We start from the raw sequence: 25,875 nt of genomic DNA on the forward strand, positions 1-25,875 counted from the left end.
AGAATCCTAGTCTTGCATAAAGCCATCGAATAGCATACTTCCTATTGTTAGGTCTAATTCTTATAAAGTAAATCCTATTCCTTGATCGATTACATCTGCATCAAACGTGTTAGTAGATGATAATTCATTAATGACTTTTACTTGATCGGCCGTATTAAATGATCCCGCTCCTGCAAAAACTTTTGTGGATGATATAGGGTGGATTTGGAATACATCTCCTATGTTAAAGACACCTGAAGAAGCAATATTAACAACTTGAACGGCTCCTACAAAAGCTGGCATCGCCGTTCACATCCTTTATAAATAAAAATATTTTATCCAATTAGTAATAATTCATCACTGTATCTTATGAAAAAGCAAAAGGATTTGTGATTAAATCGCCTAGCGGTTAAAATGTAAAAGAATGAAATCGATACTATGAGGATAAAAAAGGGACGTGGGGGAGAAAGGATTTATGCAAAGTTTTACACCAATCCGCCCAGAAGAGCGGATTCATTCACTTGATGTGTTGAGAGGTTTTTCGTTACTTGGAATTTTACTAGTTAACATGATTAGCTTTCATTCTCCTTTCGGATATTATAATCCGTATGAATGGTGGCAATATGATGACGCAACGGTATATATGTGGCTGGATATATTCGTTCAAGCGAGCTTTTATCCGATTTTTGCCATGATGTTTGGTTATGGAATGGTCATTATGCAAGATCGCATAAAGAAGAAAGGCTTTTCCTTTTGGAAAATTAGCGTTAGACGATTAATTGTTTTGTTATTGTTTGGAATCCTTCACGCTTTTTTAATTTGGTACGGTGACATTTTAATAACATATGCGACGATGGGACTCATTTTATTGTTATTTTTAAGATTGTCAGGACCAATGTTAATGGGACTTGGGGTTGCCCTGTACCTATTACCACAGCTCTTTTTAAGTGGTTTAATCATGCTTGCAACTTTATTTGGTTCAGATTCGCTTTCTGATTACATCGATATTGTGAATCTTCAACAGTCGGCAGAAATATATGCAAATGGAACGTTTTGGGAAATCACGATGCAACGTATCTCGGATTGGTCAATGAATAATGGACCGGGCGGATTTTTTCTATATCTGTTTATGATACTGCCTTTAATGATGATTGGTGCAGGAGCAGCTAAAATGGAATGGCTGCAAAAGGCTAACGATCAAAGGAAAAAATGGATGATCATTCTTTTGACAAGTTTGCCTATAGCGCTTTTTGTAAAATTACTGCCATTTTTAATTGGACCAACCATCAGCATTCAAAGTATCCAAGACATGATTGGAGGACCATTGTTAGGAATAGCATATGTAGCTATCATTGTGCTACTTATGTCGTACAGACCTTTTGTAAAATTATTAAAACCATTTGCCTCTGCGGGCAGGATGTCTATTACCATTTACTTATCTCAGTCCATTATAGGGACCTTAATATTTTATAATTATGGATTAGGGCTATACGGTCAAGTTTCTATGGCTACAGGAACTTTACTTGCGCTAGCCATTTACGTTATACAAGTAATCCTTGCGGAAATATGGCTATCGAAGTTTAGATATGGACCAGTAGAAAAATTGTGGAGACTACTAACTTACGGAAGACAAAAGAAAGGACGGGGTGGGAAAAATGAAATTCATATCGTTTAAGCTGAAAGATGAAGTTCGTTTTGGTGTAGTGGATGATGAAAATTCGAGTGTTTGGGACATTATTTCCATTTCCAAAGATAGTGGATTATCATGCCCATCATCCTTAATCGAAGGGATTGAAGAAGGGGAGCAGTTCTTAATAAATATTGAAAAGTTATTGAAATGGGGAAAAAATACGGAAAATGAATCGTATTTACTACCTTTTTCTGACATCACATGGCTGGCTCCGATTCCAAAACCGTCAAAAAATATAATGTGTGTCGGTAAAAACTATCGTGAACACGCTATTGAAATGGGAAGTGAAGCTGATATTCCAGAACATGTTATGGTGTTTACTAAGGCCCCAACAACAGTGATCGGACATAATGATCCAATCGATGCTCACGTAGATATTACAGACCAATTAGACTATGAAGGTGAATTAGCAGTCATCATTGGCAAAAAAGGAAAGAAAATTTCACAACAAGATGCACTGGACTACGTATTTGGCTATACTATTTTGAACGATGTAACGGCAAGGGATATCCAACAACGCCATAAGCAATTTTTCATTGGAAAAAGTCTCGACTCCTCATGCCCAATGGGTCCATGGATTGTCCATAAAGATACAATTAGCAATCCAAACCATTTAAATATAACAACAAAGGTTAATGGAGAAATTCGTCAGAATTCAAATACTGAACATTTTATTTTTCCTGTTGAAGAAGTCATATCCGTCTTATCACAAGGGATGACGCTCGAGCCTGGGGATATTATTGCCACCGGAACACCAGCTGGAGTAGGAAAAGGCTTTAAACCGCCAAGATTTTTAAAACATGGGGATGTAATTGAGATTGAAGTAGAGGGTATAGGTAAATTGAACAATATTGTGAAATAGTTCATCTATACTGTGGAGTTCAAGAAAAATATGGTAAGATTAGAGAAAATATGCTATCTCACAATAAATGAAGGAGGAAAGTATATATGTTTGATAACACACACGCACATATTACGACTTGGGCAATTGCAATTATTTTATTTATAGTTGCCGTAATGTTACATAAAGCTGGAAATAAAAAAGCGACAAAAATTGTACAAATGATATTGAGAGTTTTTTATTTACTAATAATTACTACAGGAGTCATATTATTTGTAAGACATAGTAGTTTCGATCCTGCCTTATATGGAATGAAGTTTCTTTTCGGATTGATTGTTATAGCGATGATGGAAATGATTCTGGTTCGCTTAAAGCGCGATAAAAATACTGGGATATTCTGGTTGCTATTGATTGTTTCGTTCTTAATAACATTTTATTTAGGTGCAAGACTCCCGCTAAATTGGAATTGGTTTGCTTAATAAAGAGTCGTATTAAGAAAATGTAAAAACCTTTGTATTTGGTTTTTACATTTTTCTTTTGGGTTTGAAAAAGTAATATTGTTAATAAAGATTGTTATGTCTAGTTCCGGCGCCAAGTGAGCAGCATACTTCATCTCCTTTTACTTATAAATCAACAACAGTTCGACTTACAGGCTCATTGTGTTAAGGCTTAGTCATGAAGTTTGTTCACTTGCGCTTTTCTAGATGACTTTCAAGCAATTGTTCATTAAAATAAAGTTAAAGATAATGACTAAAAATGTCGAAATGAGATAGCGGTGGTGAAGGGCAATTTGATTAAATCATATACCTATACATATAAAGACAAAAATGATTTGCTCGATTTTATGAACACGCAAAATTTCGCTAGTAATGAACTATATGTCATAAAAGCTTCTTTACCAGATTGGAAAAGTACAGAAATCAATCAATTAAAAAGATTTCTATTAAATTTTTTGCCGAATTCCGTGTTTATAACAGTCCATTCTTTTAATAAAGAAGAAGCTTCATTGACATTTAATCGCTATGGATCTATTACTGAATCGTTCAATCAGAATAAAGAAAATCATATAGAAAATGACTCAGCAATGGCTGACATGCTTAATATTACAACGAACCAATATATCAACCTTTCAAAAAAATATAATGAAATAAAAGAATACTTTTTTTCTATTGTTGAAAATATGCCTGATATCATCTTTACAACGGATTTAAATGGGTGTTTTACAAGTGTGAATACTGCATTTAAGGATACATTTGGACTAGGAATAGAGGAGTTAAAAGGTGAATCTGCACTTACATACGTTTCTTCAAAAGATGTACCGATTAAACGATATTTCATAAAAGCAGTTCGTGGAATCACTGTCCAATTTGAACTAAATCTTATTGTTAAAACAGGTGATTTAGCTACTTTTATCATGCATATGATTCCAATCAATGTTCAGGACAAGACGGTAGAAATCTTTGTTATTGGGCGCAATATTACTAAACAACGAAAAATCGAAAAAAAGATGGAGAGAATCGCGTATTACGATGCAGATACAAAGCTCCCAAATCGTATGAAATTCGATGAGATTCTTCAAAAAAGAATTAAAAAGGCAAAAAAAGCAAATAGTGAATTTTTAATTATATTTCTAGATTTAGATCGATTTAAAACGATAAATGATATGCTTGGTCACAAGTCTGGAGATAAAGTATTAAAGATAGTCGCAAAAAGAATATTTTCAGTGATTCCAAAAGGCACATATTTAGGTAGATTTAGTGGTGATAAATTTTCTATTATCATGCCAGATGGAACTGACCCTGAGGCAGTGATGCAAATTGGACAAGAATTATTACAATCCATTCAAATGCCGTTACACTTTGAGAATCAGGAACTGTATGTATCAGCAAGTATCGGGATTAGTACTTATCCTTCGGACGGCAGTGATAATGTTGAACTGATGAAAAATGCAGATGCAGCATTAAATCACGCTAAACAACAAGGTGGAAGTTCGATTGTATTTTTCGCTGGTGAAATGAATAAAGAAACGTGGCAGCGAATTGAGATTGAACGTAGTTTAAGGAAGGCGCTTGAAAATAATGAGCTTTATATAGCCTATCAGCCTATTATTAATACTAAGACAGGTAAACTTTCTACTTGTGAAGCGTTGCTTAGATGGGATCATCCGGAATATGGATTAATCCCGCCAATTCAATTTATACCGATTGCAGAAGAAATCGGATTAATTCACACATTCGGCAATTGGGTTTTGAACAATGCTTGTAAACAAATTAAAGAATGGCAAGAAAAAGGAATAGAACATTTAAGTGTTTCAGTTAATGTTTCTGCTTTTCAATTCCAGAATAAACATTTTATTGAAGAGGTTAAAAAGGCACTTGATTACTCAGGACTAGAAGCAAAATTTTTACATTTAGAATTGACTGAAAGTGCGATGCTCAATCATACGATGGAAGCCATCAATACGATGCAAATTCTAAATGAATTAGGCGTGAATATATCGATCGACGACTTCGGAACCGGATATTCATCATTAAGCTATTTAAAACAATTGCCTATTCATCGATTGAAAATAGATCGTTCCTTTATCAATCATTTTAAAACTGACTCCAGGGAGTATGCCATTGTAAATGCTATTATGACGATGGGGCATGGTTTAGGTTTAAAAGTAGTGGCTGAAGGAGTCGAAACGAAAGAACAACTAACCTTATTAAAAAAATTAAAATGCGATTATATACAAGGGTACTTTGTCGAAAAACCAATGTCGCCAAAAAAGTTCGAAGAATGGTATTATAGTACGGATTTATTGTCAAAGCTATATTAATCTACGTTTTTAAAGTTGTCAGGAGGCAATAACATTGTTTAAAAAAGCTTTATGCTTAATTTTAACTACTCTTTTTCTATTTTTTGCTACAAATGTTCATGCTAATGAACAAAAATCGTGGGAAGATGAAATTATATATTCTTTAATGGTCGATCGATTTAATAATGGCGATAATAATAATGATTTTGATGTCAATTTGACAGACCCAAAAAGTTTCCAAGGCGGAGATTTTAAGGGGATTAAGGACAAATTGGATTACTTGCAAGAGATGGGGTTTACGGCTTTGCAGCTATCACCCATTTTTGATAATGAAGATGGTGGATATCATGGTGAGTGGATTAAGGACTACTATAATACAGACGAACATTTTGGCACTGTCGAAGAATTTAAACAATTAGTTGATGATGTTCATGAGAAAAAAATGCATATCATATTGGAATTCCCTATTCAAAAACAAATGGATGCTCAGGAAGTAATTGATATTGCAAACTGGTGGATTACAGAAACTCAAATTGATGGGTTTAAAATGACAAATATTAATGAAAAACCTCTGCAATTTTGGAAAGAGGTTACTTCTGAAATATCGAACGTTAAGAATAACTTTTATTTATCCGGTTCCGCTAGCAATATTAGTGAAAAAGAAATGAACGAATATAGCCAAGTTGGTTTTACTAGTATTTCGGATGTCTCGTTCGTGAGACCACTAAGGGATGCATTTTCAAAACCGGACGTTTCAACAGCAACATTGATTAATTCGTTGGATCGTAACACTTCCGGATTAAGAGAAGCCTTCTTTGATAACCAGAATACCGATAGATTCACAAGAGAAATGGTAAATAATAATACTTATCCTGTTACAAGATGGAAAATCGCTCTTTCCTTTTTATATACACAACCTGAAATTCCAGTTGTTTATTATGCGACAGAAATTGCAGTGAATGGTGGGGAATCGCCAGAAAACACTCCAATGATGAATTTCAGAACAGAAAAGGAAATAATTGATTATATTGCTGATTTGGGTAGAGTCCGAAATCATCAAAAGGCATTGACAAAAGGTACGATGGAATTATTGTATGAAAAAGACGGTATGACCGTATTTAAACGTCAATATCATTCGGAAACCGTAGTAGTAGCTATTAATAATACTAGTACCGATCGAAGTGCGGTCATCTCTGAAGACCAACTTGAAAAAAATAAAGAATTACGTGGATTGCTTGGAACAGATCTTGTCCGAGTTGATAATAATGGAAATTATCATATTGTGTTGGAACGTGAATCTGCAGAAATTTATAAGCTGACAGAAAAAAGCGGGTACAACATACCATTCATTTTATCGATTTTTGTCGTATTTGCGCTATTTATTCTCTTTATGTATATAACATGGAAACGTGGAAAGAAAATGAATCCACAGGAATAAATGAAAGAAGCGGTCCAAAAAATCAGGTCACTGACCATTGGTAGCCGCCTTTTATTTTTATTTTTGGTGGTGCGTTAAACGGTGTTTGTTGATTTACGCTCCAGGCGCTTCGCTTTCCGCGGGCGTGCAGGAGCGGCTCTGAAGCGCCCGTGTGGTCTCACGTGGCTCGTACTCCCGCAGGAGTCTTCGCGCCTTTTGCTCCAATCAACAGTGGTAGAAAATCAGTAATCACCTTTAACTCGTCCAAAGAAAAAAAGGTATAGTTCCTCATAATCTTGTAGGAATTATACCTTTTTGCTTTATACATACTCCTATTGGGTCATTTAATTTGAGTTAGCGATTCGTTTCCACTTTAAATTATTTAACCATTAATCACTTCACCTCCATTAATATGGAGCATTTGGCCAGTGACATAACTGGAATCATCGGATGCAAGATAAACATATCCAGGGCCTAGTTCAGAAGGCTGTCCAGGACGACCTAATGGTTGGGTCCCACCAAATTTACTGACCTTTTCAGCATCAAACGTAGCTGGAATAAGTGGTGTCCAAATGGGGCCAGGTGCCACTCCGTTGACTCGAATCCGTTGTGCTGTAAGGGATTTGGATAGCGATCTTGTAAAAGAAACGATCGCACCTTTTGTAGCTGAATAGTCCAATAATTCAGGGCTTCCCGCATAGGCTGTGATAGAGGCGGTATTAATGATCGAACTCCCTGCTTGTAAATGGGGGAGAGCAGCTTTTGTCAAAAAGAAATATGCGTAAATATTCGTACGGAATGTTTTTTCAAGTTGAGCTTCTGTAATGTCTATGAGACTTTTTTGAGGATGTTGTTCAGCGGCATTGTTAACGAGAATATCAATTTTTCCAAATTCTTCGATTACTTGCTGGACTACATGAATACAATGCTGCTCTTGACCAAGATCTCCACGAATTAATTTACATTTTCGACCATCATGTTCTATAAGAGTTTTCGTATTCTCTGCATCTTGATCTTCCTCCAAGTAACAAATAGCAATATCCGCGCCTTCTTTGGCGAAATGCAGGGCGACAGACTTTCCGATACCGCTATCACCACCAGTAACAATAGCAACTTTGCCTTCTAATTTTCCACTTCCTTTATAAGAAAGTTTAATGGATTCGGGTTCAGGGTTCATTAGCGTTTCCAAACCGGGCTGCTGTACTTGTTTTTGCTTTGGCATCGTTTGCTTTTCATTATTCATGTAATCACTCCTATTGATGAAAAATAAAGAACGGATATATCATTGATATACCCGTCCGCTCTTTTTTTATTCTTATCTATAATTTACAAATTGTACTTCAATCGAGAGTTCCGCTGAACGAATCATACTAATGATTTTTTGCAAATCATCTCGATTTTTACCAGTGACCCTTATTTGATCGTCTTGAACTTGGCTTTTTACTTTTACACCGCTATTTTTAATGAGGTTGTTAATTTTTTTTGCATTTTCTTTGTCGATGCCTTGAACGATTTTAGCACGTTGACGTACTGTACCACCAAAGGCATTTTCCATTTTTCCATAATCAAGGTTTTTAACTGGAACTTCACGTCGAATTAATTTTCCGATCAATACATCTTTTAGTTGCGACATTTTAAATTCATCATCGGAAATAAGGACAAGCTCTTCGTTTTCCAGTTTAATGTCACTTTTACTTCCTTTAAAATCATAGCGATTTTGGATTTCTTTTAGAGCAATAATAATGGCATTATTTACTTCTGACAACTCAACTTTAGAAACAATATCGAATGAATTTTCTTTAGACATTTTCTACCTCCGTTGCACCATTTTCCCTCATTATAGTTGATTTACAACGTTCCAACAAGGGAATAGAAAACGTCTAAATGCTAGATTATAGATGATCTGTTTTTTTCGAATATTTGAGTTTGCCTTCTTGAATGTTTTTTTCCCTTAATAGGTTCTTTTCCTCTCGGGCAGCTTGATTGTCTCGAGGTTTTTTATCATTATCAGATGTATTGTAGCGCACCATCTATTCTCCTTTCAAAGTGGGGATATATATTAGTATCTCCCACTCTTTAAGGAAAATATTAGGTTTGTTTTTCATTTAAGAAAAAAATGGCTAATGTTCCCGGACCAGCATGAGCTGCAATGACAGAACCAATAATATTTATATAAAAGTTCTTTGTTCCAAATCGTTCTTCTATCATCTTTTTCACTTCAAGAGCTGTTTCCTCGTCGTCACCGTGGCTTATCCCTATCGTTTGGCTACTCAAGTCTGCTCCACGCTCTTCCATAACGTCGAGAATTCTCTTAAAGAGCTTTTTCTTTCCCCGAATTTTTTCAATCGGAACGAGTTTACCTTCATCAACATGCAATAAAGGCTTAATGTTCAGTAAACCCCCTAGAAAAGCAGATGCTCTAGAAAGTCGACCACCTCTAGCAAGGAAATCCAAATCTTCTACAGTAAATAAATGTTCCGTATGTTGGCACTGGAATGTTATGTTCTTAATCAATTCTTCTTTTGTGATGCCGTTTTTAATTTGATCTACAGCAGATATAACAGCTAATCCATAACCAAGAGATGCACATTTGGAATCAATGATTGTTAAGTCTAAATTAGGGTATTCTTCTAGTACTTGCTCACGAATCATGACAGCAGTTTGATACGTCCCGGAAAGCTCAGACGAAAAAGCAATATAAAGCCCAGATTCACCTGATTTAGCTAAATTTGTAAACGATTCTTCAAATAATTGTGGGGAAGCCTGCGATGTTTTCGGCATTTTTCCTGCACGTATTTCTTCATAAACCTTAATTGGTTGGATGGTTAGTAAATCTTTGTACTCATCGTCATCTATATGTACTTGAAGCGGTATTAGATCAATGTCATTTTCTTGAAAAAAAGATAACGGTAAGTCGGATGCACTATCCGCAAATAGTTTTATTGACATAAAATTCACCTCTCGTGGGAAAATAATGAAAAATTTCTTTGACATATATATTATTCAGAAAATTATTCCATATTTTAAGTGTAACGACTTTATAGGAAAAGTACAATCTTCTATATCATTATTGTAGGAAAAAAGGAGTGAGAGGATCGTGGAGAAAAAGCAATTTTCTTTTAGGACTCATATAAAAATTTTCGTTACGGTTTTAGTAGGAGCTTTTTTAAATGGCGTTGCACTAAATTATTTTTTAATTCCAGCAGGAGTTTACGCAAGTGGAATAACTGGTGCAGCGCAACTTGTTTCTAATATTTTATCGGATTTTACTCCTGTTCATATATCAACTGGGATTCTCATATTGTTGTTCAATCTTCCAGTTGTAATTTTAGGTTGGCTAAAAGTGGGAAAATCCTTCACATTATATAGTTTTATTTCAGTTTTATTTATGAGTATTTTTTTAGAGATCCTTCCGGTCATAGAGAAAACAAATGATATTTTGCTCTATGCTGTATTCGGAGGTGTGATAGCCGCAGTCGGAATCGGAATTACTTTAAGGGTAGGTGCTTCGACAGGGGGATTAGACATCATTGCGATGGTACTTTCACGGATGAAAGATAAACCAGTAGGAATTTATTTCTTTATCATAAACGCGATCATTATTGCAACGGCAGGTGCTATATACGGTTGGGACAAAGCGCTTTATACACTTGTTTCATTATATGCTTCTACTAGGGTTATTGATGGGATACATACGCGGCATCAGAAATTGACTGCTATGATTGTAACGAAAAAATCGGAGGAGTTAAAAGAAGCAATCCATGCTCGAATGGTAAGGGGAATAACGATGGTGCCCGCCAAGGGAGCTTTTTCAAATGAACAAAAAGAAATGATGATGATTGTCATTACGCGTTATGAATTATACGAGCTTGAACTAATTGTAAAAAAAGTGGATCCCAAGGCATTTACGAACATCGTTCAAACGACTGCTGTATTTGGCTTTTTTAGAAAAGATTAAAAATAAAAGCGTAAGCGACTGTCCATCGGCTTCGTCACAAAGACTTTCAATAATGGAAATGGGAAGTCCGATATATTCTATTATCCTTAAATTCCAAAGTAAGAAAAAAACGGGAGAATAAACGCTCCCGTTTTTGATCGTTATTTTAATCGATCAAGTACCTTTTGAAAATCACGAAGCTGCTCTTGCTCGGCGAACGTCGAATTGGCATAGGCAGAGGAAAGGGCGTTCTTCGCGACTTGTAAGGCACTTTCCTTTTCTTCAGTGGAACCTCCTGTTAGGAAGAGTTCTTCTGCGTGTTCAACAAAATCCCTAGCTTCTTGGAATAATCTGTTTCCCACTGCTTACTACCTCCTAGAGATTCCTCATTTTATTTTCCGCTTCTTCCAAGGTGGATCGGTAAGGAAAACGTTCCGCATGTTTTTCTATCGAATTTTTACCATGTATGATAAAACGCTTCGATTTACTCTTTTTACCCACACGTATCACCCCTATTGAGAAATGGAAAGGAACGTTTAATACGTTCTAAATTATTGTTTGTTAAAAGATTGTGAAAAACACGTGAAAGTTATGGTAGTTAAATGCTGTTTTTTGAATATCCACAAATAGAAGTGCTAAAATGAAATGAGATAAATATATGGAAAGGGGATAGCATCATGATAGAAATACAAAAAGAACAGATAAATGATATTCCGTTATTACATGTCGTAAAAAGCGGAAATGAAAAAAAGATGCTACCGCTTATATTTTTTGTCCATGGATTCACGTCGGCAAAAGAGCATAATCTTCATTTCGCTTATCTTTTATCAGAATTAGGCTTTCGGGTAGTACTACCTGAAGCAATGTTTCATGGTGAAAGAAACAATAGTAAAAGTAACGAAGAAATCATGTTTCATTTTTGGGATATCGTAATCAATACAATTGGTGAATTAGAAGTGATAAAGGATGATTTTATTAGAAGGGGATTAGCTGAAGCTGACAAAATAGGATTAGTAGGAACTTCTATGGGTGGGATTATCACATTAGGTGCGCTTACTCAATACGAGTGGATAAAGGCTGCCGTATCTCTTATGGGAAGTCCCCATTATGTGGCATTTGCACGAGCGCAAATAGAACACCTTAAAAAAGCTAATCCAAGTTTGTCTTTTTCAGAAGATGAATTAGATGAAATGTATGCGAGTTTGCAGAAATATGATTTAAGTAAGCAACCAGAAAAACTTAATGGAAGACCACTTATGTTTTGGCACGGAAAAAAAGATCCAGTAGTTCCGTTCCAGCCTACATATACTTTTTATCAAAATATCAAGAAGGAATATGAAAAAAATCCATCTTGTCTAAAATTGATTATAGATGAAGAGGCAGATCATAAAGTGAGCAGGGAAGGTTTATTGGAAACAGTGGCGTGGTTTGAAAAATACTTACTGTAGTTACTCTAATGTTTAATAATTATTAGAAAAACATTGTTAAGGAAAATGAGTCTTTTCAGTTTGTTTTTTTTCCATGTTTGGTATGATAGTAAGAGAAGCTATTTTTCGTAAAGGAGTGTGTTTAAAATGGATGAGGCTTTGAAAGAAAATATTTATGGCGCTCTTGAGCAAGTGATTGACCCAGAATTGGGTATTGACATAGTAAATCTTGGTCTAGTATATGATGTAGATCTTAATGACGATGGCGTTGCGAAAGTTACGATGACACTCACTTCAATGGGTTGTCCACTTGCGCCAATTATTGTTGATCAGGTACAAGCTGCACTAGCAGATATTCCTGAAGTAAAACAAACTGAAGTTGACATTGTTTGGAGTCCACCATGGACAAAAGACAAAATGTCACGATATGCTAAAATTGCACTTGGCGTAACATGATAAAGGAACGCCGTTATTAGAGCGCACATTTGGGAAAACATACAGCGGAATGCTCCTTATCATAGTGAGTTATTCCGCTATTTGTATTTTTTCGCGAAAAATACATATAACTTTTATTCTACATACAAATGTTTTTAGAGTAGGGGGATGAAATCTATGGACTTAAGTAAAATGACAATGACAATGCAAGAAGCATTTGCAGAAGCTCAGCAAACTGCCATAAGGCTCAATCATCCGGAAATTGATGTTGTCCACATTTGGAAAGCATTATCAGATCGATATGATAGTCTCCTTAATAATATATATGAGCATTTGGGCTTAGTTAAAAGTGCATTACAACTTAAAATAAATGAGATTCTTGATAAAAAACCTCAAGTAACAGGTTCGGGCGTAAAAGGCGGGCAATATTTAAGCAGTGATGTGCAAAATCTTATGAACCAAGCTGAAAAAGTAAAGGCATCTTTTGAAGATGAATATTTATCAGTAGAACATTTTGCACTTGCCTTAATGGACCTGAATAGAAATGAGCTTACCCTATTTCTAGATCAACATGGAATTACAAAACATCATTTACGTATCGAAATTGAAAAAATGAGAGGGGGACAGCGAGTGGTTTCACAAAATCCAGAAGCAACATATGAAGCGTTGAAAAAATACGGTAGGGATTTAGTAGCTGAAGTTAAGTCCGGTAAATTAGATCCCGTTATTGGCCGTGATAATGAAATTAGAAACGTCATTCGTATCTTGTCTCGAAAAACAAAAAACAATCCGGTATTAATAGGGGAACCAGGTGTTGGAAAAACCGCTATTGTTGAAGGACTAGCTCAGAGAATTGTAAGAAAAGATGTGCCGGAAGGATTAAAAGATAAAACCATTTTTTCCTTAGATATGGGAGCTCTTATAGCAGGTGCAAAATTTCGAGGCGAATTTGAAGAAAGGCTAAAAGCGGTTTTACAAGAAATAAAGAAGAGCGAAGGAAAAATACTACTCTTTATCGATGAAATACATACAATTGTTGGTGCAGGAAAAACTGAGGGTTCAATGGATGCAGGAAATATGTTAAAACCGATGCTTGCTCGAGGGGAACTGCATTGTATTGGTGCCACCACACTTGATGAATATCGGTTTTATATTGAAAAGGATCCCGCACTTGAAAGACGTTTCCAAAAAGTACTAGTTCCGGAACCGGTTGTAGAAGATACGATCTCAATTTTGCGCGGATTAAAAGAACGATTTGAAATTCACCATGGTGTTAATATTCATGACAGAGCGCTTGTTGCAGCTGCAACGTTATCTGATCGTTATATTACGGATCGATTTTTGCCTGATAAGGCGATTGATCTTGTTGATGAAGCTTGTGCAAATATTCGTGTCGAGATTGACTCTATGCCAAGTGAACTTGATGAAATAACGAGAAGAGTAATGCAGTTTGAAATTGAAGAAGCTGCTCTTCGAAAAGAAGATGATGAAGCGAGTAAAGAAAGGCTAGGAATTCTTCAAAAAGAATTGGCTGATTTAAAAGAAAAAGCGAACGAAATGAGAGCAAGATGGCAGTCAGAGAAAGATGAAATTTTACAAATAAAAGAGAAACGAGAAGAACTGGAGAAACTGCGTAGGGAATTGGAAGATGCGGAAAATGAATATGACTTAAATCGCGCAGCTGAACTTCGCCACGGAAAAATACCGTCAGTCGAAAAAGAATTGAAGGCTTTAGAGGAAAATGTACAAAAGCATCAGGAAGATGAACATCGCTTAGTAAAAGAAGAAGTGACAGAAGATGAAATTGCCGATATTGTTTCACGCTGGACAGGCATTCCAGTTACGAAGCTTGTAGAAGGGGAGCGGGAAAAGCTATTAAGGCTGGAAAGCATATTGCATAAGCGGGTGATTGGCCAAGATGAGGCAGTTGAACTCGTAAGCAATGCTGTCATACGTGCACGAGCGGGGATTAAAGATCCGAACAGACCAATTGGTTCTTTTATTTTCCTAGGACCAACTGGTGTTGGGAAAACAGAACTTGCAAAGGCACTAGCAGAAACATTATTCGATAGTGAAGAACATATGATACGAATTGACATGTCCGAGTATATGGAAAAACATGCTGTATCAAGACTTATTGGTGCTCCCCCAGGATATGTAGGCTATGAAGAAGGTGGACAGCTTACAGAAGCTGTTAGACGAAAACCATATTCTGTCATTTTGCTTGATGAAATTGAAAAAGCTCATCCAGAAGTATTTAATATTTTACTTCAAGTACTTGATGATGGAAGAATTACAGATTCACAAGGAAGACGAATTGATTTTAAAAATACCGTTATCATAATGACCTCAAATATTGGTTCCGCATTTTTATTAGAACGTGAAAAAAATGAGGAGAATATCGATGAAAAAACGAAAGACCTCGTCATGAGTCAATTGAGGGGTGCATTTAAGCCGGAGTTTTTAAATAGAGTGGATGATATCATTCTGTTTAAACCACTCACTTTAGAAAACATTAAAGGGATAGTAGGAAAATTAGCTGAGGAATTACAACTTCGCTTGCGTGAACAAAGTATTCAATTAGTGATTTCTGATCAAGCAAAAGAGTTTGTCGCTCAAGCAGCTTTCGATCCAGTATATGGCGCTCGTCCATTAAAAAGATATTTACAAAGCCAAATAGAAACAAGGCTAGCAAAGGAAATTATAGCGGGTCATGTTCGTCCATATGATTCCATAATAATTGATGTAGAAAATGAAGATCTGATAGTTACTGTTCAGAAATAACAAAAATGGGAAAGGAGCAACTTACTCCTTTCCCATTTTAATGCTCCTCTGCAGATGCAGGAGTTGGAAGAATTGTTGTAATAACAAGTACTAATATATAGGCACCAATCCCTAAAATGGATGCTGTTTTAAAATCATACTCAGCGGCTAACATCGATCCCGCTACGTAAGTTAACATATGGACAAGAATAAAAGTCCAAATAAATCCCCATACAAATTTCATAAAATTCACCCCATTTCAAAATGAAATGTATGTAAAAGATATTTTACTTCATGGATATACCTTTAAAATCATACCATACATAACAGTAATGTAAAAGTGATAATTATGTGATCTAGGTAATACATCTAACTGTTTGCATAGGATGTAAGTAAGGGATACTCAGAAAGGAGATGGACGCTTTGAAGTCAGCTATAGTTTTTGGTGCGAGACAGTCTCTTGGATATGAGCTTTGTGTTCAATTACTTGAGAAAGGCTATAAAGTATATGCGAAGGATTTTGCCCAATGGCAGAATGAAGAGCAAGAAGAAAAATGGCTATTTATTGGTAGAAATGCCAATTTACAATACGAACATTTGGAAGACTTCTTGGAAACAAAACAAAGTGAGTCTATTCACTATTTTTTTATTCCGCTTCTTGATTTTTATACAAGGGACTTTCCGGAAATCTACGAGCGTTTTAATCAAATATTAAAAATCATAGGGAAAGATGACTCTTTGTTTACAACACAATTTATCATAATTCACCCATCAGCCATTCAAGTTAGAAAGTCAAATTTTTATTCAGAAATAGAAAGTTTTATAAAGGGAATACAGGAAAAAGGTATAAAGGTAACGGAATATTGTGTGCCTGTTAATAAACAAGATCATTTCCTTTTATTTACGTCTAATTCGCAAGAGAGTTGGAACGAGATGAAATTGACATTGTCATCAACTTCCATTGCAAGTGAAATCATTGAGTATCTAGAAAAGAATATGTTTACAACAAAAACATAAGGGCTGTCGGTCGACGTACAGGCCTACTTAATGTGGGTCATTCTGAAGTGCTTTTTTCCCCTGTAACTGTTCGTGCTAGACGGTATTTCACTTAAATAAGTTATCCGAAGTGTTCTTGATTTAAGAATCACTAAATAAACAAAATAAATAGTTGTAATGATTATACCCATCAGAAATTTAGTGTTAGTCTAAAATATAAGTAATCCAAAGGAAGGTAGATAAATGGACAAGTGTTGGTTTAATACATAAAATGGGAATAAGCCCAACGAAATTAATCCAATCCCGATTTACAAGAAATTGCTCCGATGATATAATTAGTACCAAGTCTTAATATATGATAATAATTTTATGTTGAATGAAGGTAGGGATCAGCTACATGAATGCTGGGATAATCGGGGTTGGAAAATATGTTCCTGAGAAAGTCTTAACAAATAAAGACTTAGAAAAAATGGTGGATACATCAGATGAATGGATCAGGACACGGACAGGCATCGAAGAAAGAAGAATTGCGACCGATGATATGGATACAGCTGATATGGCGTTTGTAGCTGCTCAAAAAGCAATGAATGATGCAGGAATTTCTCCTGAAGATATTGATATGATTTTAGTTGCAACCGTTACTCCAGATCAGCCATTTCCAACTGTAGCGTGCACACTGCAGGCAAAGTTGGGATGTACGAAAGCTTCTGCGATGGATCTAAGCGCTGCATGTGCAGGTTTTATGTATGGAATTGCAACAGCGAAGCAATTTATTGATAATGGAGCTTTTAAACATATTTTAGTAGTTGGTGCAGAAAAACTTTCTAAAATTACTGATTGGAATGACCGGAACACAGCAGTACTGTTTGGAGATGGTGCAGGTGCTGTTGTGATGGGGCCAGTTTCAGATGGAAGAGGAGTTCTTGCATTTGAATTGGGTGCAGATGGTACAGGTGGAAACTATCTTTACCAAGAACAATTTATTATGATGAATGGAAGAGAAGTTTTTAAGTTTGCTGTAAGACAAATGGGTGAATCATCCGTAAACGTAATCGAAAAGGCAGGTCTATCAAAGGACGATGTTGACTTTTTAATCCCACATCAAGCGAATATACGAATAATGGAAGCTGCAAGACAGAGATTAGATCTACCTGAAGAAAAAATGTCAAAAACAATCCATAAATATGGAAATACATCATCCGCTTCAATTCCAATGGCACTAGCCGATGAATTGGAAGCTGGAAAAATTAAAGATGATGATATCATTGTAATGGTTGGCTTTGGCGGTGGACTAACTTGGGGTGCAGTTGCCATAAAATGGGGACGTTAAATACATCGTTTAAAAACCTTCTTTGTTTATTTAAAGGAGCTGATATTGAATGAAAAAAAGAGTTGTAGTTACTGGAATTGGGGCTGTGTCTCCTGTAGGAAATGATGCTATTGAATCATGGCAAAATGTAATCGCAGGTAAATCTGGAATTGGTCCACTAACAAGATTGGATCCTGATCAATATTCTGCGAAGGTTGCAGCAGAAGTAAAAGATTTTGATATAGAAAAATATGTCGAAAGAAAAGAAGCTCGTAAAATGGATCGTTTTACCCATTATGGGCTAGCAGCTGCGCTTATGGCTGTTGAAGATGCTAAGTTGAAAATTGACGAAAGCAATGCTGAAAGAATCGGAGTATGGGTTGGTTCTGGTATTGGTGGAATGGAAACATTTGAATCGCAATTTGAAACATTCCAGAAAAGAGGATATCGTCGAGTAAGTCCATTCTTTGTACCGATGATGATACCGGATATGGCTACAGGGCAAATTTCAATCTACCTTGGAGCAAAAGGGGTCAATTCTTGTACGGTTACGGCTTGTGCAACGGGTACAAACTCAATTGGTGATGCTTTTAAAGTTATTCAGCGTGGCGACGCTGATGCTATGATTGCTGGAGGGGCAGAAGCACCGATTACACAAATGTCGGTAGCTGGTTTTTGTGCAAATACAGCATTATCAACAAATCCAGATCCTCAAACAGCAAGCAGACCATTCGACCTGAACCGTGACGGTTTTGTTATTGGTGAAGGAGCTGGGATTGTTGTCCTAGAAGAATTAGAGCACGCGTTAAGTCGCGGTGCCCATATTTATGCAGAAATCGTAGGGTATGGTTCAACTGGGGATGCACATCATATTACGGCACCTGCTCCAGGTGGAGAAGGTGGCGTTCGCGCAATGAGAATAGCTCTCCAAGATGGAGGTCTTGCTCCTGAGGATATTGATTACATCAATGCTCACGGTACTAGCACTCCGTATAACGATAAATATGAAACAATGGCTATTAAAGAAGTTTTTGGTGAACATGCATTCAAATTAGCAGTGAGCTCAACAAAATCGATGACAGGACACCTTCTAGGAGCAGCGGGTGGTGTTGAAGCTATTTTCTCAGTGTTGGCTATACAAGAAGGAATCCTTCCACCAACGATGAATTACGAAACACCAGATCCAGAATGTGATCTCGATTATGTTGCAAATGAAGCAAGAAAAGCTAATGTTAAGGCTGTTTTAAGTAACTCACTTGGTTTCGGTGGACATAACGCTACAATTGCTTTTAAAAAATATGAATAATTAGAAAAGCGGAAGCGCCTTGCCAGCCGCAGAGTTCCATTTAAAATTTCTTAATAAAAGTAAAGAACACGATCAAATGATCGTGTTCTTTTTTAATATGATCTTAAAAACTATGTACCTCCCTCTTGCATGTTTAATAACATAACAATAGGAGGCGGTTATGATGGGGGTAATTGAAACTGATAAGTGGCTGGAGAATTACTTTAATCAGCCTTGGGAGTTAAGTAGGTTGGTAAAACCAGAAGTTCGTGACCCTGAGGATTTTTATGAATACTTAACAAAGTTTGGTATGTACAAACCTTCACGAAATGCATTTTATATTTTAAATAAATTAAAAGAAGAAAAAGTTTGGGAGAAAATAAACAATATATACTTAAATTATCGGAAAAAATGGAAAGGTCCTGCTGTAGATATTTATATTTTTCCTATCCAACAGCAAACTTCCTTGTTTCGCCGTAGAAATAACGGTCGATCGGGATTGGCTTTTCATAATAAATTATTATTATTTATATCTGAAGGCCTCAATGAAAAGGAGCTTGAAGCTCTTTTTGTTCATGAATATCATCATGCAGCACGATTGAGCATGATTAAAAAGAAGGAAAGTGATTATACATTATTGGATTCAATCTTGTTTGAAGGTTTTGCTGAATTAGCTGTTCTCAATAGTTGTGGAAAGGCTTATTTAGCACCTTGGACAAAGCTGTATACAAAGGAAAGACTAAGAAATGATTTCAAGCGTAGATATGAACCTAACTTTTATCTAACGAGAAAAGATCGTGAACATGATGATCTATTATTTGGAAGGAGAGGCGTCCCATTTATGTTAGGTTACGCTGTTGGATACGAAATAGCAAAAGGGTATGTAAGGAGAAACAAAATAACGATTCACGATACATTTGCAATCCAATCCGAAAAGGTTCTTTCAACTAATGAATTTTTGGAACCTTCCAGCTAACAGCCTTCAAATATGGAGGCTTTTCTTAATCTAAAGGTATATTTTATTAAATCAGGCATTCGGTGATCATCCTAAACTATGCTTTTGTACTTTTCTAATCATGTCTCAGTAGGATTTTACATATATTCAGAATAGGGACGGGCTAAGGAAAATGATAGGATGTGGCAAGCTATGTTGTTTAGAGGGTTTATGCTGCTTCTCGGTTTTGGCTTTGCTGTATCGGGTGGTGTTAGCCTAATTGGTTATTTAAATTTAGTCACAATGGGAAACACCTTCATTGACTATCTCGTTTTTATTGCTAAAAGGCCAGAGTGTTACTTATTACCGGTTGGTATTTTGATGATTACTGGGACTATTTTTTATAATGATGAGAAAAAAAGTAATGACTATGATTAAGAAGAATAATTTAACTTCACCCTGCCTATACTGATTGACAAAAGGTGATGAAGTGAGGGATAAGGATGCTATATCTTCATGATGTTTGGGTTAATTGGTTTGAAGGGGAGGAAAACGGCTATAATGTTTGCCATTTTCATGAATGGCGTAGGGGAGAAGATGTCATCGAACTCCTTGATCAAGTACCGCTATTGTTGATAGAGCCGGTCCTCTTCCATTACATAGAAAATAATATGGCGGAGCTGCCACAGACATTATTAAATGACGTTTATAAAAAAGCATATTTAAGAAAAAATCACGAGCGTATTCAATTAGATTATTGTTTTGTCATAACAGATGGGAAAGGAATATTGGCAGTTGATACAATCGGGTATTCAATACCACTTCGAAAAAGTAGATTAATTCCCCGTCAAGAACAGTTAGTGTATGAAATGACGATGAAAAATGAACCGTTTCCTTATAAATTTGATAAAGAAAATTTGAGCAAGGAGCACCATATCTTGTCGCCCGAACCAAAATTAATGTACGGTTTGACGAGGAAGGAAAGACAATTAAAGCACCTTATGTTTATGGCGTTAGATCAACTCTTTTCATCAAAAAATACGCCGGAAATCCGTTATTGGTATACTGAGTGGGCTCCTAGTAAATATCAGGAAATTCAAACGATGGATTTTGATGAGGTATGGAATTGTCTTTATGACGAAACAAAGGTTGGCTGGTCGGAAAAACACTTAATGCTTTGTGAAAATCTAATAAAAGGTCAACCATTCTTTGAAAAGCTATGGGACATGGAATGTGATTCAAAAGTAAATTAGTTTAGGAAAATGAAAGAGCCGATCTCAAAAATTAGATCAGCTCTTTTGCGCTATTTATTTTCTTTTTCTGCCCAAGCCCATTGCATTTTCCATTTTCTTCAACATCTTGTTTGCTTTTTTTGCTGCTTTTTCAGCACCAGCATCGAGAATGTCATCAAGTTCCTTTGAATCAAGTAATTCCTTATAGCGTTCTTGGATAGGTGATAAGGCCTTAATAACAACGGCTGCTAGATCCGCTTTAAATTCCCCGTAACCTTTTCCTTCATAATCTTGTTCAAGTTCCGAGATCGGTTTATTTTCTAAAATGGAGTAAATTGAAAGTAAGTTAGATACTCCAGGTTTGTTCTCTTTATCAAATTTAACAATTCCTTCAGAATCCGTAACAGCACTCTTAATCTTTTTCTCAATTTGATTAGGCTCGTCTAATAGTGTAATAAAAGCCTTTTGATTCGAATCGGATTTGCTCATTTTTTTCGTTGGTTCTTGCAAGGACATGATTCTTGCTCCAACTTTTGGAATCCTGACTTCAGGAATCGTGAAAATATTATTGTATCGATTATTAAAACGTTCAGCTAAGTCTCTCGTAAGCTCCAAATGTTGTTTCTGATCTTCCCCAACTGGAACGAGGTCCGCCGAGTATAGTAAGATATCTGCAGCCATTAGTGGTGGATAAGTTAAAAGTCCGGCTGAAACAGCATCTTTCCCAGATGATTTATCTTTAAATTGTGTCATTCTCTCTAATTCGCCAATATATGCGGTACATTGAAGCATCCAAGCCGCCTGTGAGTGAGCAGGAACTTCTGATTGAATAAAGAGAGTTGCTTTTTCAGGATCTAGCCCAGCAGCAACATATAGTGCAGCTAATCTTTTAATATTCTTTCTTAATTCCAAACGATCTTGTGGGACAGTTATTGCGTGTTGGTCGACAACACAAAAATAACAATCATAATCATGTTGTAGTTCAATAAACTGCTTAATGGCACCTATGTAGTTTCCAAGTGTTATTACACCACTTGGCTGGATACCAGAAAATATTGTTTTCATGTAAAAGCCTCCTTAATATTAGAAAAGCGTAAGCACCTTGCTCATCGATGTTGCCACAGTACGGTTGCGATTTTAGTCGACGTTCACTTTTCAGCATTTGACTGGATAAAGGAAACACGACGAGGTTGGAAAAGCGAAGGCGCCTGCAGCTAGACAAGACGATTCCGTAACAAAAACGAAAAGGAAGAGACGTTTGCTAGTCGATAAGCGCTGTAGCAAGTCAGCGAAAACTAGTTAAAAAAATAATAGCCCTTTAGAAATAAAAAGCCATCCGTCCTAAAATAGGATGAATGCTAATAAGTAGCACGATAGATATGAAAAATCCATGAATTTATTATAACCTCACAAAATATGACAATCAAGCCAGGTCGAAAGAATCAACTTTATATTTACTCAAAGATCATACAATAAAACAATATCAATTCATGATAATCCTTGCTAAAATGGAATTGGACAAAGAAACTTATATAATGACAAGAACCGCAAAGGGAGAGAGATAAGTTGAAATGGTTTAAGGTCATAACAGTTGCGGGACTTGCAGCTTCGTTAATATGGCAGCTTCAAACAGAAGGTGCATCTGCAGAAGAGATAGAAAAGGTAAAAATCCACGAAGCTAGGCAGGTATCTATTCAGAAAAAGGTTTTACCAGATAGTCTTCCTCGTTTTGTTTTTAATTCAGGTCGTCATTTTGAATATCCTGATGCTGTTAGAGGTATATATGTAACCGGTCATTCGGCTGGTGGAAGTAGATTTAATGAATTAGTTAAATTAGTAGACTCCACAGATCTGAATGCTATGGTGATTGATGTTAAAGATGATTGGGGACAAATTACATATAAACTTCCTGATGATTCTCCATTTGCTCATTTAGGTCAAAATTATATACAAGAGCCTAATGAAATGTTGGATGTATTGGAAGAAAAACAAATATATCCGATTGCTAGAATTGTAGTATTTAAAGATTCTACATTACCCAAAACGAGACCAGATTTATCTTTTATGGATGGGAAGAAAATATGGGTAAATGGTAGAGGAGAATCGTTTGTTAACCCATTTTTAAAAGAAGTATGGGATTATAATGTTGATATTGCCATTGAAGCTGCAAAACTAGGTTTTCAAGAAATTCAATTTGATTACGTCCGTTTTCCAGAAGGGTTCGAAAGACGGGATAGTCAGTTGAAATATGGACTAGGGGACTACAAAGATTCAAAGGAAGACAATGTTCAGAAACGTGTTCATGCTGTGACAGATTTTGTAGCGTATGCGAAAGAGAAATTAGCACCATATGGAGTAAAAGTATCTGTTGACATTTTTGGTTATACAGCAACATTGCCAGAAGCTCCGGGTATTGGACAAAACTTCTCTAAAATATCGGAAAATGTAGATGTTATTTCATCAATGATCTATCCAAGTCATTGGACATCATATTTTGGCATTGCCAAGCCTGATTTAGAGCCATATAAGCTAGTTAAGGAATATGCAAAATTGGAAAAGGCTAAGCTAAATGAATTAAAGAATCCTCCTATATCCCGTCCTTGGATTCAAGATTTTACGGCGTCTTATTTAGGTGCCGGAAATTATCAAGTATATAGAAAAGAACAAGTGGAGGCACAAATTAAAGCTCTTTACGATGAAGGCATAAAAGAATATTTACTTTGGAATGCAGGAAATAATTATTCACCGAATGTAGATTATACACTTGATAAAAAATAGTGCCGAAAATTTTTCGGCATTTTTTTTTCCTTTTTAGGAAACGATATTTATGGAACCAAGTGAATTTCCTTTTAAAAGCTGATCTGCGTTAGTCCATTCACTTACGTTTTTAACATGCTAAACAATTTGAAAGGAATGGGTAAAAAAATTGCAAATTCTTGTTTAATTTTCGTTCGGTGGTGGTATAAAAAAATGGAATGAAAAAGGACTATAACAGCAGTACATATTTCATAGTAACAGATTTAGAAATTCCTTAAATAATCTATTCATTCTGCTTGGAATAGTGTATAATACATTCGTAAGGGTGTTTCTATATTTGGAGTGATAATAGTTTCAAATCGTTGAAATATTGAAACATAACTTCTAAATTCTGTTATATAAGGGCACTTTATAAAGAATTTAATTCTTAAAAAAGGAGTGTGATTTGTATTATGGTAACATTGTACACATCACCTAGTTGCACATCTTGTAGAAAAGCAAGAATTTGGCTTGAGGAACAAAGCATTCCATATAAAGAGAGAAACATTTTCTCCGAACCACTAAGCTTAGATGAAATAAAAGAAATATTAAGAATGACAGAAGATGGTACAGATGAGATCATCTCAACTCGTTCGAAAATTTTTCAAAAGCTAAATATCGATTTGGATTCTCTTCCACTTCAGCAATTATATGATTTAATCCAAAAAAATCCTGGACTTTTAAGAAGACCGATTATTTTGGATGAAAAACGACTACAAGTCGGATATAACGAAGATGAAATTAGACGATTCCTTCCACGGAAGGTGCGAACATATCAGTTGCGAGAAGCACAGAAAATGGTAAATTAAGCCTTTTGAACATAGATTTATTATGATAAAGTGGCTGTTCCTATAAGCCGGTTAGGCAAAGGGACAGCCCTTTTTCTTTAATGATGAAGAGCATCATATATGTCTAGCACCAGTGTCTGTCGCCTAGCGAACTACCGTAACTTCTCTCTACGATAAGCCAACATCGATTCGTCTTGTAGGACACATCGTGTTTCCTTTGTCTCAGTCGAAGTTCCTGTAGTTCGTGCGTCGATGGTCCAGGCGCTTCCTCTTTTCTTACAAAAATTTAGAAAATTGGCTTGATTTTAATGGGTATGTTAGATAAAATAATCGAAACGTAAATAATAACTGTGTTAGGCATTTGACTATTTTATAATTGGGAATATCTTTTGTTTCCAATTTGACGACACTTATCATAAAATATAAGTACAAGGAGAAAAAACACTAAGTACTTTGAGTACGGGATGATGATCCCTTCAACACCCAATTATAGAAGGGAGAGTTAATGTATGGAAATTGAGCGTATTAACGAACACACAGTAAAGTTTTACATTTCATATGTTGATATAGAAGAGCGTGGCTTTGATCGAGAAGAAATTTGGTACAATCGTGAAAGAGGCGAAGAATTATTTTGGGAAATGATGGACGAAATTCATCAAGAAGATGATTTTGTTCCGGACGGACCTCTTTGGATCCAAATTCAGGCATTGGATAAAGGGCTAGAAGTGATTGTTACTAAGGCACAGCTGTCAAAAGATGGGCAAAAATTGGAGCTTCCGATTATGTCAGATAAAGGTGATATGCACGTTGATGAAAAAATAGAAGAATTTTTAGATCAACATTTTCAGATTAAGCACTATGATGAAAAAGCTGATGATGTGACTGAACTAGAATTCGTTCTATTGTTTAAGGATTTCGAGGATATTTTGTCACTTACCAAAGTACAGGATCTAGCCGAAATAGAAACGAAACTTTATTCTTATGAAGATAGGTATTATTTGTACGTTAAATTCCACGAAGATCTTTTTGATGAAGACCAAATTGACGATGCTCTGAGTGTTCTCCTTGAATATGGCATAGAAAGTAATTACACTATTTATCGTATTGCCGAATATGGTAAAAACATTATTGATCAAGATGTTTTTGGAACACTTCGACAATATTTTCAATAAAAAGACCGATTTCATTATGGAATCGGTCTTTTTTTGTTAGATTATTATTCAATGGTTACATAGTATTAGCTGCT

The 25,875-nt window shown here is 35.8% G+C and carries 27 protein-coding genes; 18 read left to right on the forward strand and 9 right to left on the reverse strand.

From position 1 onward, the window contains the following. Positions 1 to 60: 60 nt before the first annotated feature. Positions 61 to 282, reverse strand: a complete 222-nt coding sequence (locus tag KHA93_RS03210) for a spore germination protein (RefSeq protein WP_213109396.1) — start codon at positions 280 to 282, stop codon at positions 61 to 63. Between the two features lie 172 nt (positions 283 to 454). Between KHA93_RS03210 and KHA93_RS03215 the strand changes: the two genes are divergently transcribed. The 5 genes from KHA93_RS03215 (at position 455) to KHA93_RS03235 (ending at position 6,748) form a co-directional block, all read left to right on the forward strand. Beyond that, positions 455 to 1,654 carry a DUF418 domain-containing protein gene (locus tag KHA93_RS03215; protein WP_213109397.1) on the forward strand — a complete coding sequence of 400 codons (1,200 nt, stop codon included), beginning with the start codon at positions 455 to 457 and terminating at the stop codon, positions 1,652 to 1,654. Further along, positions 1,635 to 2,531, forward strand: a complete 897-nt coding sequence (locus tag KHA93_RS03220) for a fumarylacetoacetate hydrolase family protein (RefSeq protein ID WP_213109398.1) — start codon at positions 1,635 to 1,637, stop codon at positions 2,529 to 2,531. The genes KHA93_RS03215 and KHA93_RS03220 overlap by 20 nt, the downstream gene beginning before the upstream one ends. An 86-nt stretch (positions 2,532 to 2,617) precedes the next feature. Next, a complete protein-coding gene (locus KHA93_RS03225) occupies positions 2,618 to 2,989 on the forward strand; it encodes a YisL family protein (RefSeq protein WP_213109399.1) in 372 nt (123 codons plus the stop codon). A gap of 311 nt (positions 2,990 to 3,300) precedes the next feature. After that, positions 3,301 to 5,331, forward strand: coding sequence for a sensor domain-containing protein (locus tag KHA93_RS03230; RefSeq protein ID WP_213109400.1), 2,031 nt, complete (start codon positions 3,301 to 3,303; stop codon positions 5,329 to 5,331). A gap of 34 nt (positions 5,332 to 5,365) precedes the next feature. Then, on the forward strand, positions 5,366 to 6,748 hold the full coding sequence (locus KHA93_RS03235; RefSeq protein WP_213109401.1) for an alpha-amylase family glycosyl hydrolase: 1,383 nt from the start codon (positions 5,366 to 5,368) through the stop codon (positions 6,746 to 6,748). A gap of 361 nt (positions 6,749 to 7,109) precedes the next feature. Here the strand turns inward: KHA93_RS03235 and KHA93_RS03240 are convergent, their stop codons facing one another. The 4 genes from KHA93_RS03240 to KHA93_RS03255 form a co-directional block, all read right to left on the reverse strand. Continuing rightward, entirely contained in the window at positions 7,110 to 7,970 is an 861-nt protein-coding gene (locus tag KHA93_RS03240) for an SDR family oxidoreductase (protein ID WP_213109402.1), read from the reverse strand. Positions 7,971 to 8,042: 72 nt separating this feature from the next. Beyond that, positions 8,043 to 8,534, reverse strand: a complete 492-nt coding sequence (locus KHA93_RS03245) for a YajQ family cyclic di-GMP-binding protein (protein ID WP_213109403.1) — start codon at positions 8,532 to 8,534, stop codon at positions 8,043 to 8,045. 85 nt (positions 8,535 to 8,619) lie between these two features. Beyond that, positions 8,620 to 8,757 carry a DUF3941 domain-containing protein gene (locus tag KHA93_RS03250; protein WP_213109404.1) on the reverse strand — a complete coding sequence of 46 codons (138 nt, stop codon included), beginning with the start codon at positions 8,755 to 8,757 and terminating at the stop codon, positions 8,620 to 8,622. A gap of 58 nt (positions 8,758 to 8,815) precedes the next feature. Beyond that, a complete protein-coding gene (locus KHA93_RS03255; protein WP_213109405.1) occupies positions 8,816 to 9,676 on the reverse strand; it encodes a DegV family protein in 861 nt (286 codons plus the stop codon). Positions 9,677 to 9,824: 148 nt separating this feature from the next. On the opposite strand from KHA93_RS03255, the gene KHA93_RS03260 reads away from it, so the two are divergent. Further along, entirely contained in the window at positions 9,825 to 10,685 is an 861-nt protein-coding gene (locus KHA93_RS03260) for a YitT family protein (protein ID WP_349772250.1), read from the forward strand. A gap of 140 nt (positions 10,686 to 10,825) precedes the next feature. Here KHA93_RS03260 and KHA93_RS03265 read toward each other — a convergent pair whose 3' ends face one another. Beyond that, positions 10,826 to 11,026 carry a DUF3813 domain-containing protein gene (locus tag KHA93_RS03265; protein WP_213109406.1) on the reverse strand — a complete coding sequence of 67 codons (201 nt, stop codon included), beginning with the start codon at positions 11,024 to 11,026 and terminating at the stop codon, positions 10,826 to 10,828. Between the two features lie 13 nt (positions 11,027 to 11,039). Beyond that, positions 11,040 to 11,165: a hypothetical protein gene (locus tag KHA93_RS23465; protein ID WP_307414808.1), complete on the reverse strand. Its 126-nt coding sequence runs from the start codon at positions 11,163 to 11,165 to the stop codon at positions 11,040 to 11,042. A 176-nt stretch (positions 11,166 to 11,341) separates the two neighbouring features. Between KHA93_RS23465 and yjfP the strand changes: the two genes are divergently transcribed. From yjfP to clpB, 3 genes are all read left to right on the forward strand, one after another. Then, positions 11,342 to 12,112 carry an esterase gene (gene yjfP / locus KHA93_RS03270; protein WP_213109407.1) on the forward strand — a complete coding sequence of 257 codons (771 nt, stop codon included), beginning with the start codon at positions 11,342 to 11,344 and terminating at the stop codon, positions 12,110 to 12,112. A gap of 126 nt (positions 12,113 to 12,238) precedes the next feature. Continuing rightward, entirely contained in the window at positions 12,239 to 12,547 is a 309-nt protein-coding gene (locus tag KHA93_RS03275; RefSeq protein ID WP_213109408.1) for a metal-sulfur cluster assembly factor, read from the forward strand. A 156-nt stretch (positions 12,548 to 12,703) separates the two neighbouring features. After that, the gene (gene clpB / locus KHA93_RS03280) at positions 12,704 to 15,310 is read left to right on the forward strand and encodes an ATP-dependent chaperone ClpB (RefSeq protein ID WP_213109409.1); all 2,607 of its coding nucleotides are present in this window, start codon (positions 12,704 to 12,706) and stop codon (positions 15,308 to 15,310) included. Positions 15,311 to 15,347: 37 nt separating this feature from the next. On the opposite strand, the gene KHA93_RS03285 is transcribed toward clpB, so the two are convergent. Beyond that, positions 15,348 to 15,533: a YjzD family protein gene (locus KHA93_RS03285; protein ID WP_213109410.1), complete on the reverse strand. Its 186-nt coding sequence runs from the start codon at positions 15,531 to 15,533 to the stop codon at positions 15,348 to 15,350. Between the two features lie 179 nt (positions 15,534 to 15,712). Here KHA93_RS03285 and KHA93_RS03290 point away from each other — a divergent pair, with 179 nt between their 5' ends. The 6 genes from KHA93_RS03290 (at position 15,713) to KHA93_RS03315 (ending at position 21,066) form a co-directional block, all read left to right on the forward strand. After that, entirely contained in the window at positions 15,713 to 16,306 is a 594-nt protein-coding gene (locus KHA93_RS03290) for a hypothetical protein (RefSeq protein ID WP_213109411.1), read from the forward strand. 376 nt (positions 16,307 to 16,682) lie between these two features. Beyond that, positions 16,683 to 17,615, forward strand: a complete 933-nt coding sequence (locus KHA93_RS03295; RefSeq protein WP_213109412.1) for a beta-ketoacyl-ACP synthase III — start codon at positions 16,683 to 16,685, stop codon at positions 17,613 to 17,615. Between the two features lie 49 nt (positions 17,616 to 17,664). Beyond that, entirely contained in the window at positions 17,665 to 18,900 is a 1,236-nt protein-coding gene (fabF, locus tag KHA93_RS03300; RefSeq protein ID WP_213109413.1) for a beta-ketoacyl-ACP synthase II, read from the forward strand. A gap of 160 nt (positions 18,901 to 19,060) precedes the next feature. Beyond that, the gene (locus tag KHA93_RS03305; protein WP_213109414.1) at positions 19,061 to 19,855 is read left to right on the forward strand and encodes a DUF2268 domain-containing putative Zn-dependent protease; all 795 of its coding nucleotides are present in this window, start codon (positions 19,061 to 19,063) and stop codon (positions 19,853 to 19,855) included. Between the two features lie 171 nt (positions 19,856 to 20,026). Beyond that, complete coding sequence (locus KHA93_RS03310) at positions 20,027 to 20,251, forward strand: YuzI family membrane protein (protein WP_213109415.1); 225 nt, start codon at positions 20,027 to 20,029, stop codon at positions 20,249 to 20,251. Between the two features lie 65 nt (positions 20,252 to 20,316). Then, positions 20,317 to 21,066 (forward strand): YjbA family protein, encoded by a 750-nt coding sequence (locus KHA93_RS03315; RefSeq protein WP_213109416.1) that lies wholly within the window; start codon positions 20,317 to 20,319, stop codon positions 21,064 to 21,066. A gap of 54 nt (positions 21,067 to 21,120) precedes the next feature. Here KHA93_RS03315 and trpS read toward each other — a convergent pair whose 3' ends face one another. After that, on the reverse strand, positions 21,121 to 22,110 hold the full coding sequence (trpS, locus tag KHA93_RS03320) for a tryptophan--tRNA ligase (RefSeq protein ID WP_213109417.1): 990 nt from the start codon (positions 22,108 to 22,110) through the stop codon (positions 21,121 to 21,123). A 501-nt stretch (positions 22,111 to 22,611) separates the two neighbouring features. Here trpS and KHA93_RS03325 point away from each other — a divergent pair. The 3 genes from KHA93_RS03325 (at position 22,612) to mecA (ending at position 25,801) form a co-directional block, all read left to right on the forward strand. Next, on the forward strand, positions 22,612 to 23,823 hold the full coding sequence (locus tag KHA93_RS03325; protein WP_233711029.1) for a putative glycoside hydrolase: 1,212 nt from the start codon (positions 22,612 to 22,614) through the stop codon (positions 23,821 to 23,823). 431 nt (positions 23,824 to 24,254) lie between these two features. Then, entirely contained in the window at positions 24,255 to 24,650 is a 396-nt protein-coding gene (gene spxA, locus KHA93_RS03330; RefSeq protein WP_213109418.1) for a transcriptional regulator SpxA, read from the forward strand. A 488-nt stretch (positions 24,651 to 25,138) separates the two neighbouring features. After that, entirely contained in the window at positions 25,139 to 25,801 is a 663-nt protein-coding gene (gene mecA, locus KHA93_RS03335) for an adaptor protein MecA (protein ID WP_213109419.1), read from the forward strand. The last annotated feature ends 74 nt before the right edge of the window (positions 25,802 to 25,875 follow it).

It is taken from the genome of Lederbergia citrisecunda (assembly GCF_018343695.1).
GTDB lineage: Bacteria > Bacillota > Bacilli > Bacillales > Bacillaceae_C > Lederbergia > Lederbergia citrisecunda.

Excerpts from the sequence above, each read along its gene's own strand:
- KHA93_RS03220 (WP_213109398.1), top strand. The coding sequence starts at position 1,635 with ATGAAATTCATATCGTTTAAGCTGAAAGATGAAGTTCGTTTTGGTGTA.
- KHA93_RS03310 (WP_213109415.1), top strand. The coding sequence starts at position 20,027 with ATGTTGTTTAGAGGGTTTATGCTGCTTCTCGGTTTTGGCTTTGCTGTA.
- clpB (WP_213109409.1), top strand. The coding sequence starts at position 12,704 with ATGGACTTAAGTAAAATGACAATGACAATGCAAGAAGCATTTGCAGAA.
- KHA93_RS03315 (WP_213109416.1), top strand. The coding sequence starts at position 20,317 with ATGCTATATCTTCATGATGTTTGGGTTAATTGGTTTGAAGGGGAGGAA.
- KHA93_RS03285 (WP_213109410.1), bottom strand. The coding sequence starts at position 15,533 with ATGAAATTTGTATGGGGATTTATTTGGACTTTTATTCTTGTCCATATG.
- KHA93_RS03250 (WP_213109404.1), bottom strand. The coding sequence starts at position 8,757 with ATGGTGCGCTACAATACATCTGATAATGATAAAAAACCTCGAGACAAT.
- KHA93_RS03210 (WP_213109396.1), bottom strand. The coding sequence starts at position 282 with ATGCCAGCTTTTGTAGGAGCCGTTCAAGTTGTTAATATTGCTTCTTCA.
- fabF (WP_213109413.1), top strand. The coding sequence starts at position 17,665 with ATGAAAAAAAGAGTTGTAGTTACTGGAATTGGGGCTGTGTCTCCTGTA.
- yjfP (WP_213109407.1), top strand. The coding sequence starts at position 11,342 with ATGATAGAAATACAAAAAGAACAGATAAATGATATTCCGTTATTACAT.
- KHA93_RS03305 (WP_213109414.1), top strand. The coding sequence starts at position 19,061 with ATGATGGGGGTAATTGAAACTGATAAGTGGCTGGAGAATTACTTTAAT.
- KHA93_RS03295 (WP_213109412.1), top strand. The coding sequence starts at position 16,683 with ATGAATGCTGGGATAATCGGGGTTGGAAAATATGTTCCTGAGAAAGTC.
- KHA93_RS03215 (WP_213109397.1), top strand. The coding sequence starts at position 455 with ATGCAAAGTTTTACACCAATCCGCCCAGAAGAGCGGATTCATTCACTT.
- spxA (WP_213109418.1), top strand. The coding sequence starts at position 24,255 with ATGGTAACATTGTACACATCACCTAGTTGCACATCTTGTAGAAAAGCA.
- mecA (WP_213109419.1), top strand. The coding sequence starts at position 25,139 with ATGGAAATTGAGCGTATTAACGAACACACAGTAAAGTTTTACATTTCA.
- KHA93_RS03275 (WP_213109408.1), top strand. The coding sequence starts at position 12,239 with ATGGATGAGGCTTTGAAAGAAAATATTTATGGCGCTCTTGAGCAAGTG.
- trpS (WP_213109417.1), bottom strand. The coding sequence starts at position 22,110 with ATGAAAACAATATTTTCTGGTATCCAGCCAAGTGGTGTAATAACACTT.
- KHA93_RS03225 (WP_213109399.1), top strand. The coding sequence starts at position 2,618 with ATGTTTGATAACACACACGCACATATTACGACTTGGGCAATTGCAATT.
- KHA93_RS03255 (WP_213109405.1), bottom strand. The coding sequence starts at position 9,676 with ATGTCAATAAAACTATTTGCGGATAGTGCATCCGACTTACCGTTATCT.
- KHA93_RS03240 (WP_213109402.1), bottom strand. The coding sequence starts at position 7,970 with ATGAATAATGAAAAGCAAACGATGCCAAAGCAAAAACAAGTACAGCAG.
- KHA93_RS03245 (WP_213109403.1), bottom strand. The coding sequence starts at position 8,534 with ATGTCTAAAGAAAATTCATTCGATATTGTTTCTAAAGTTGAGTTGTCA.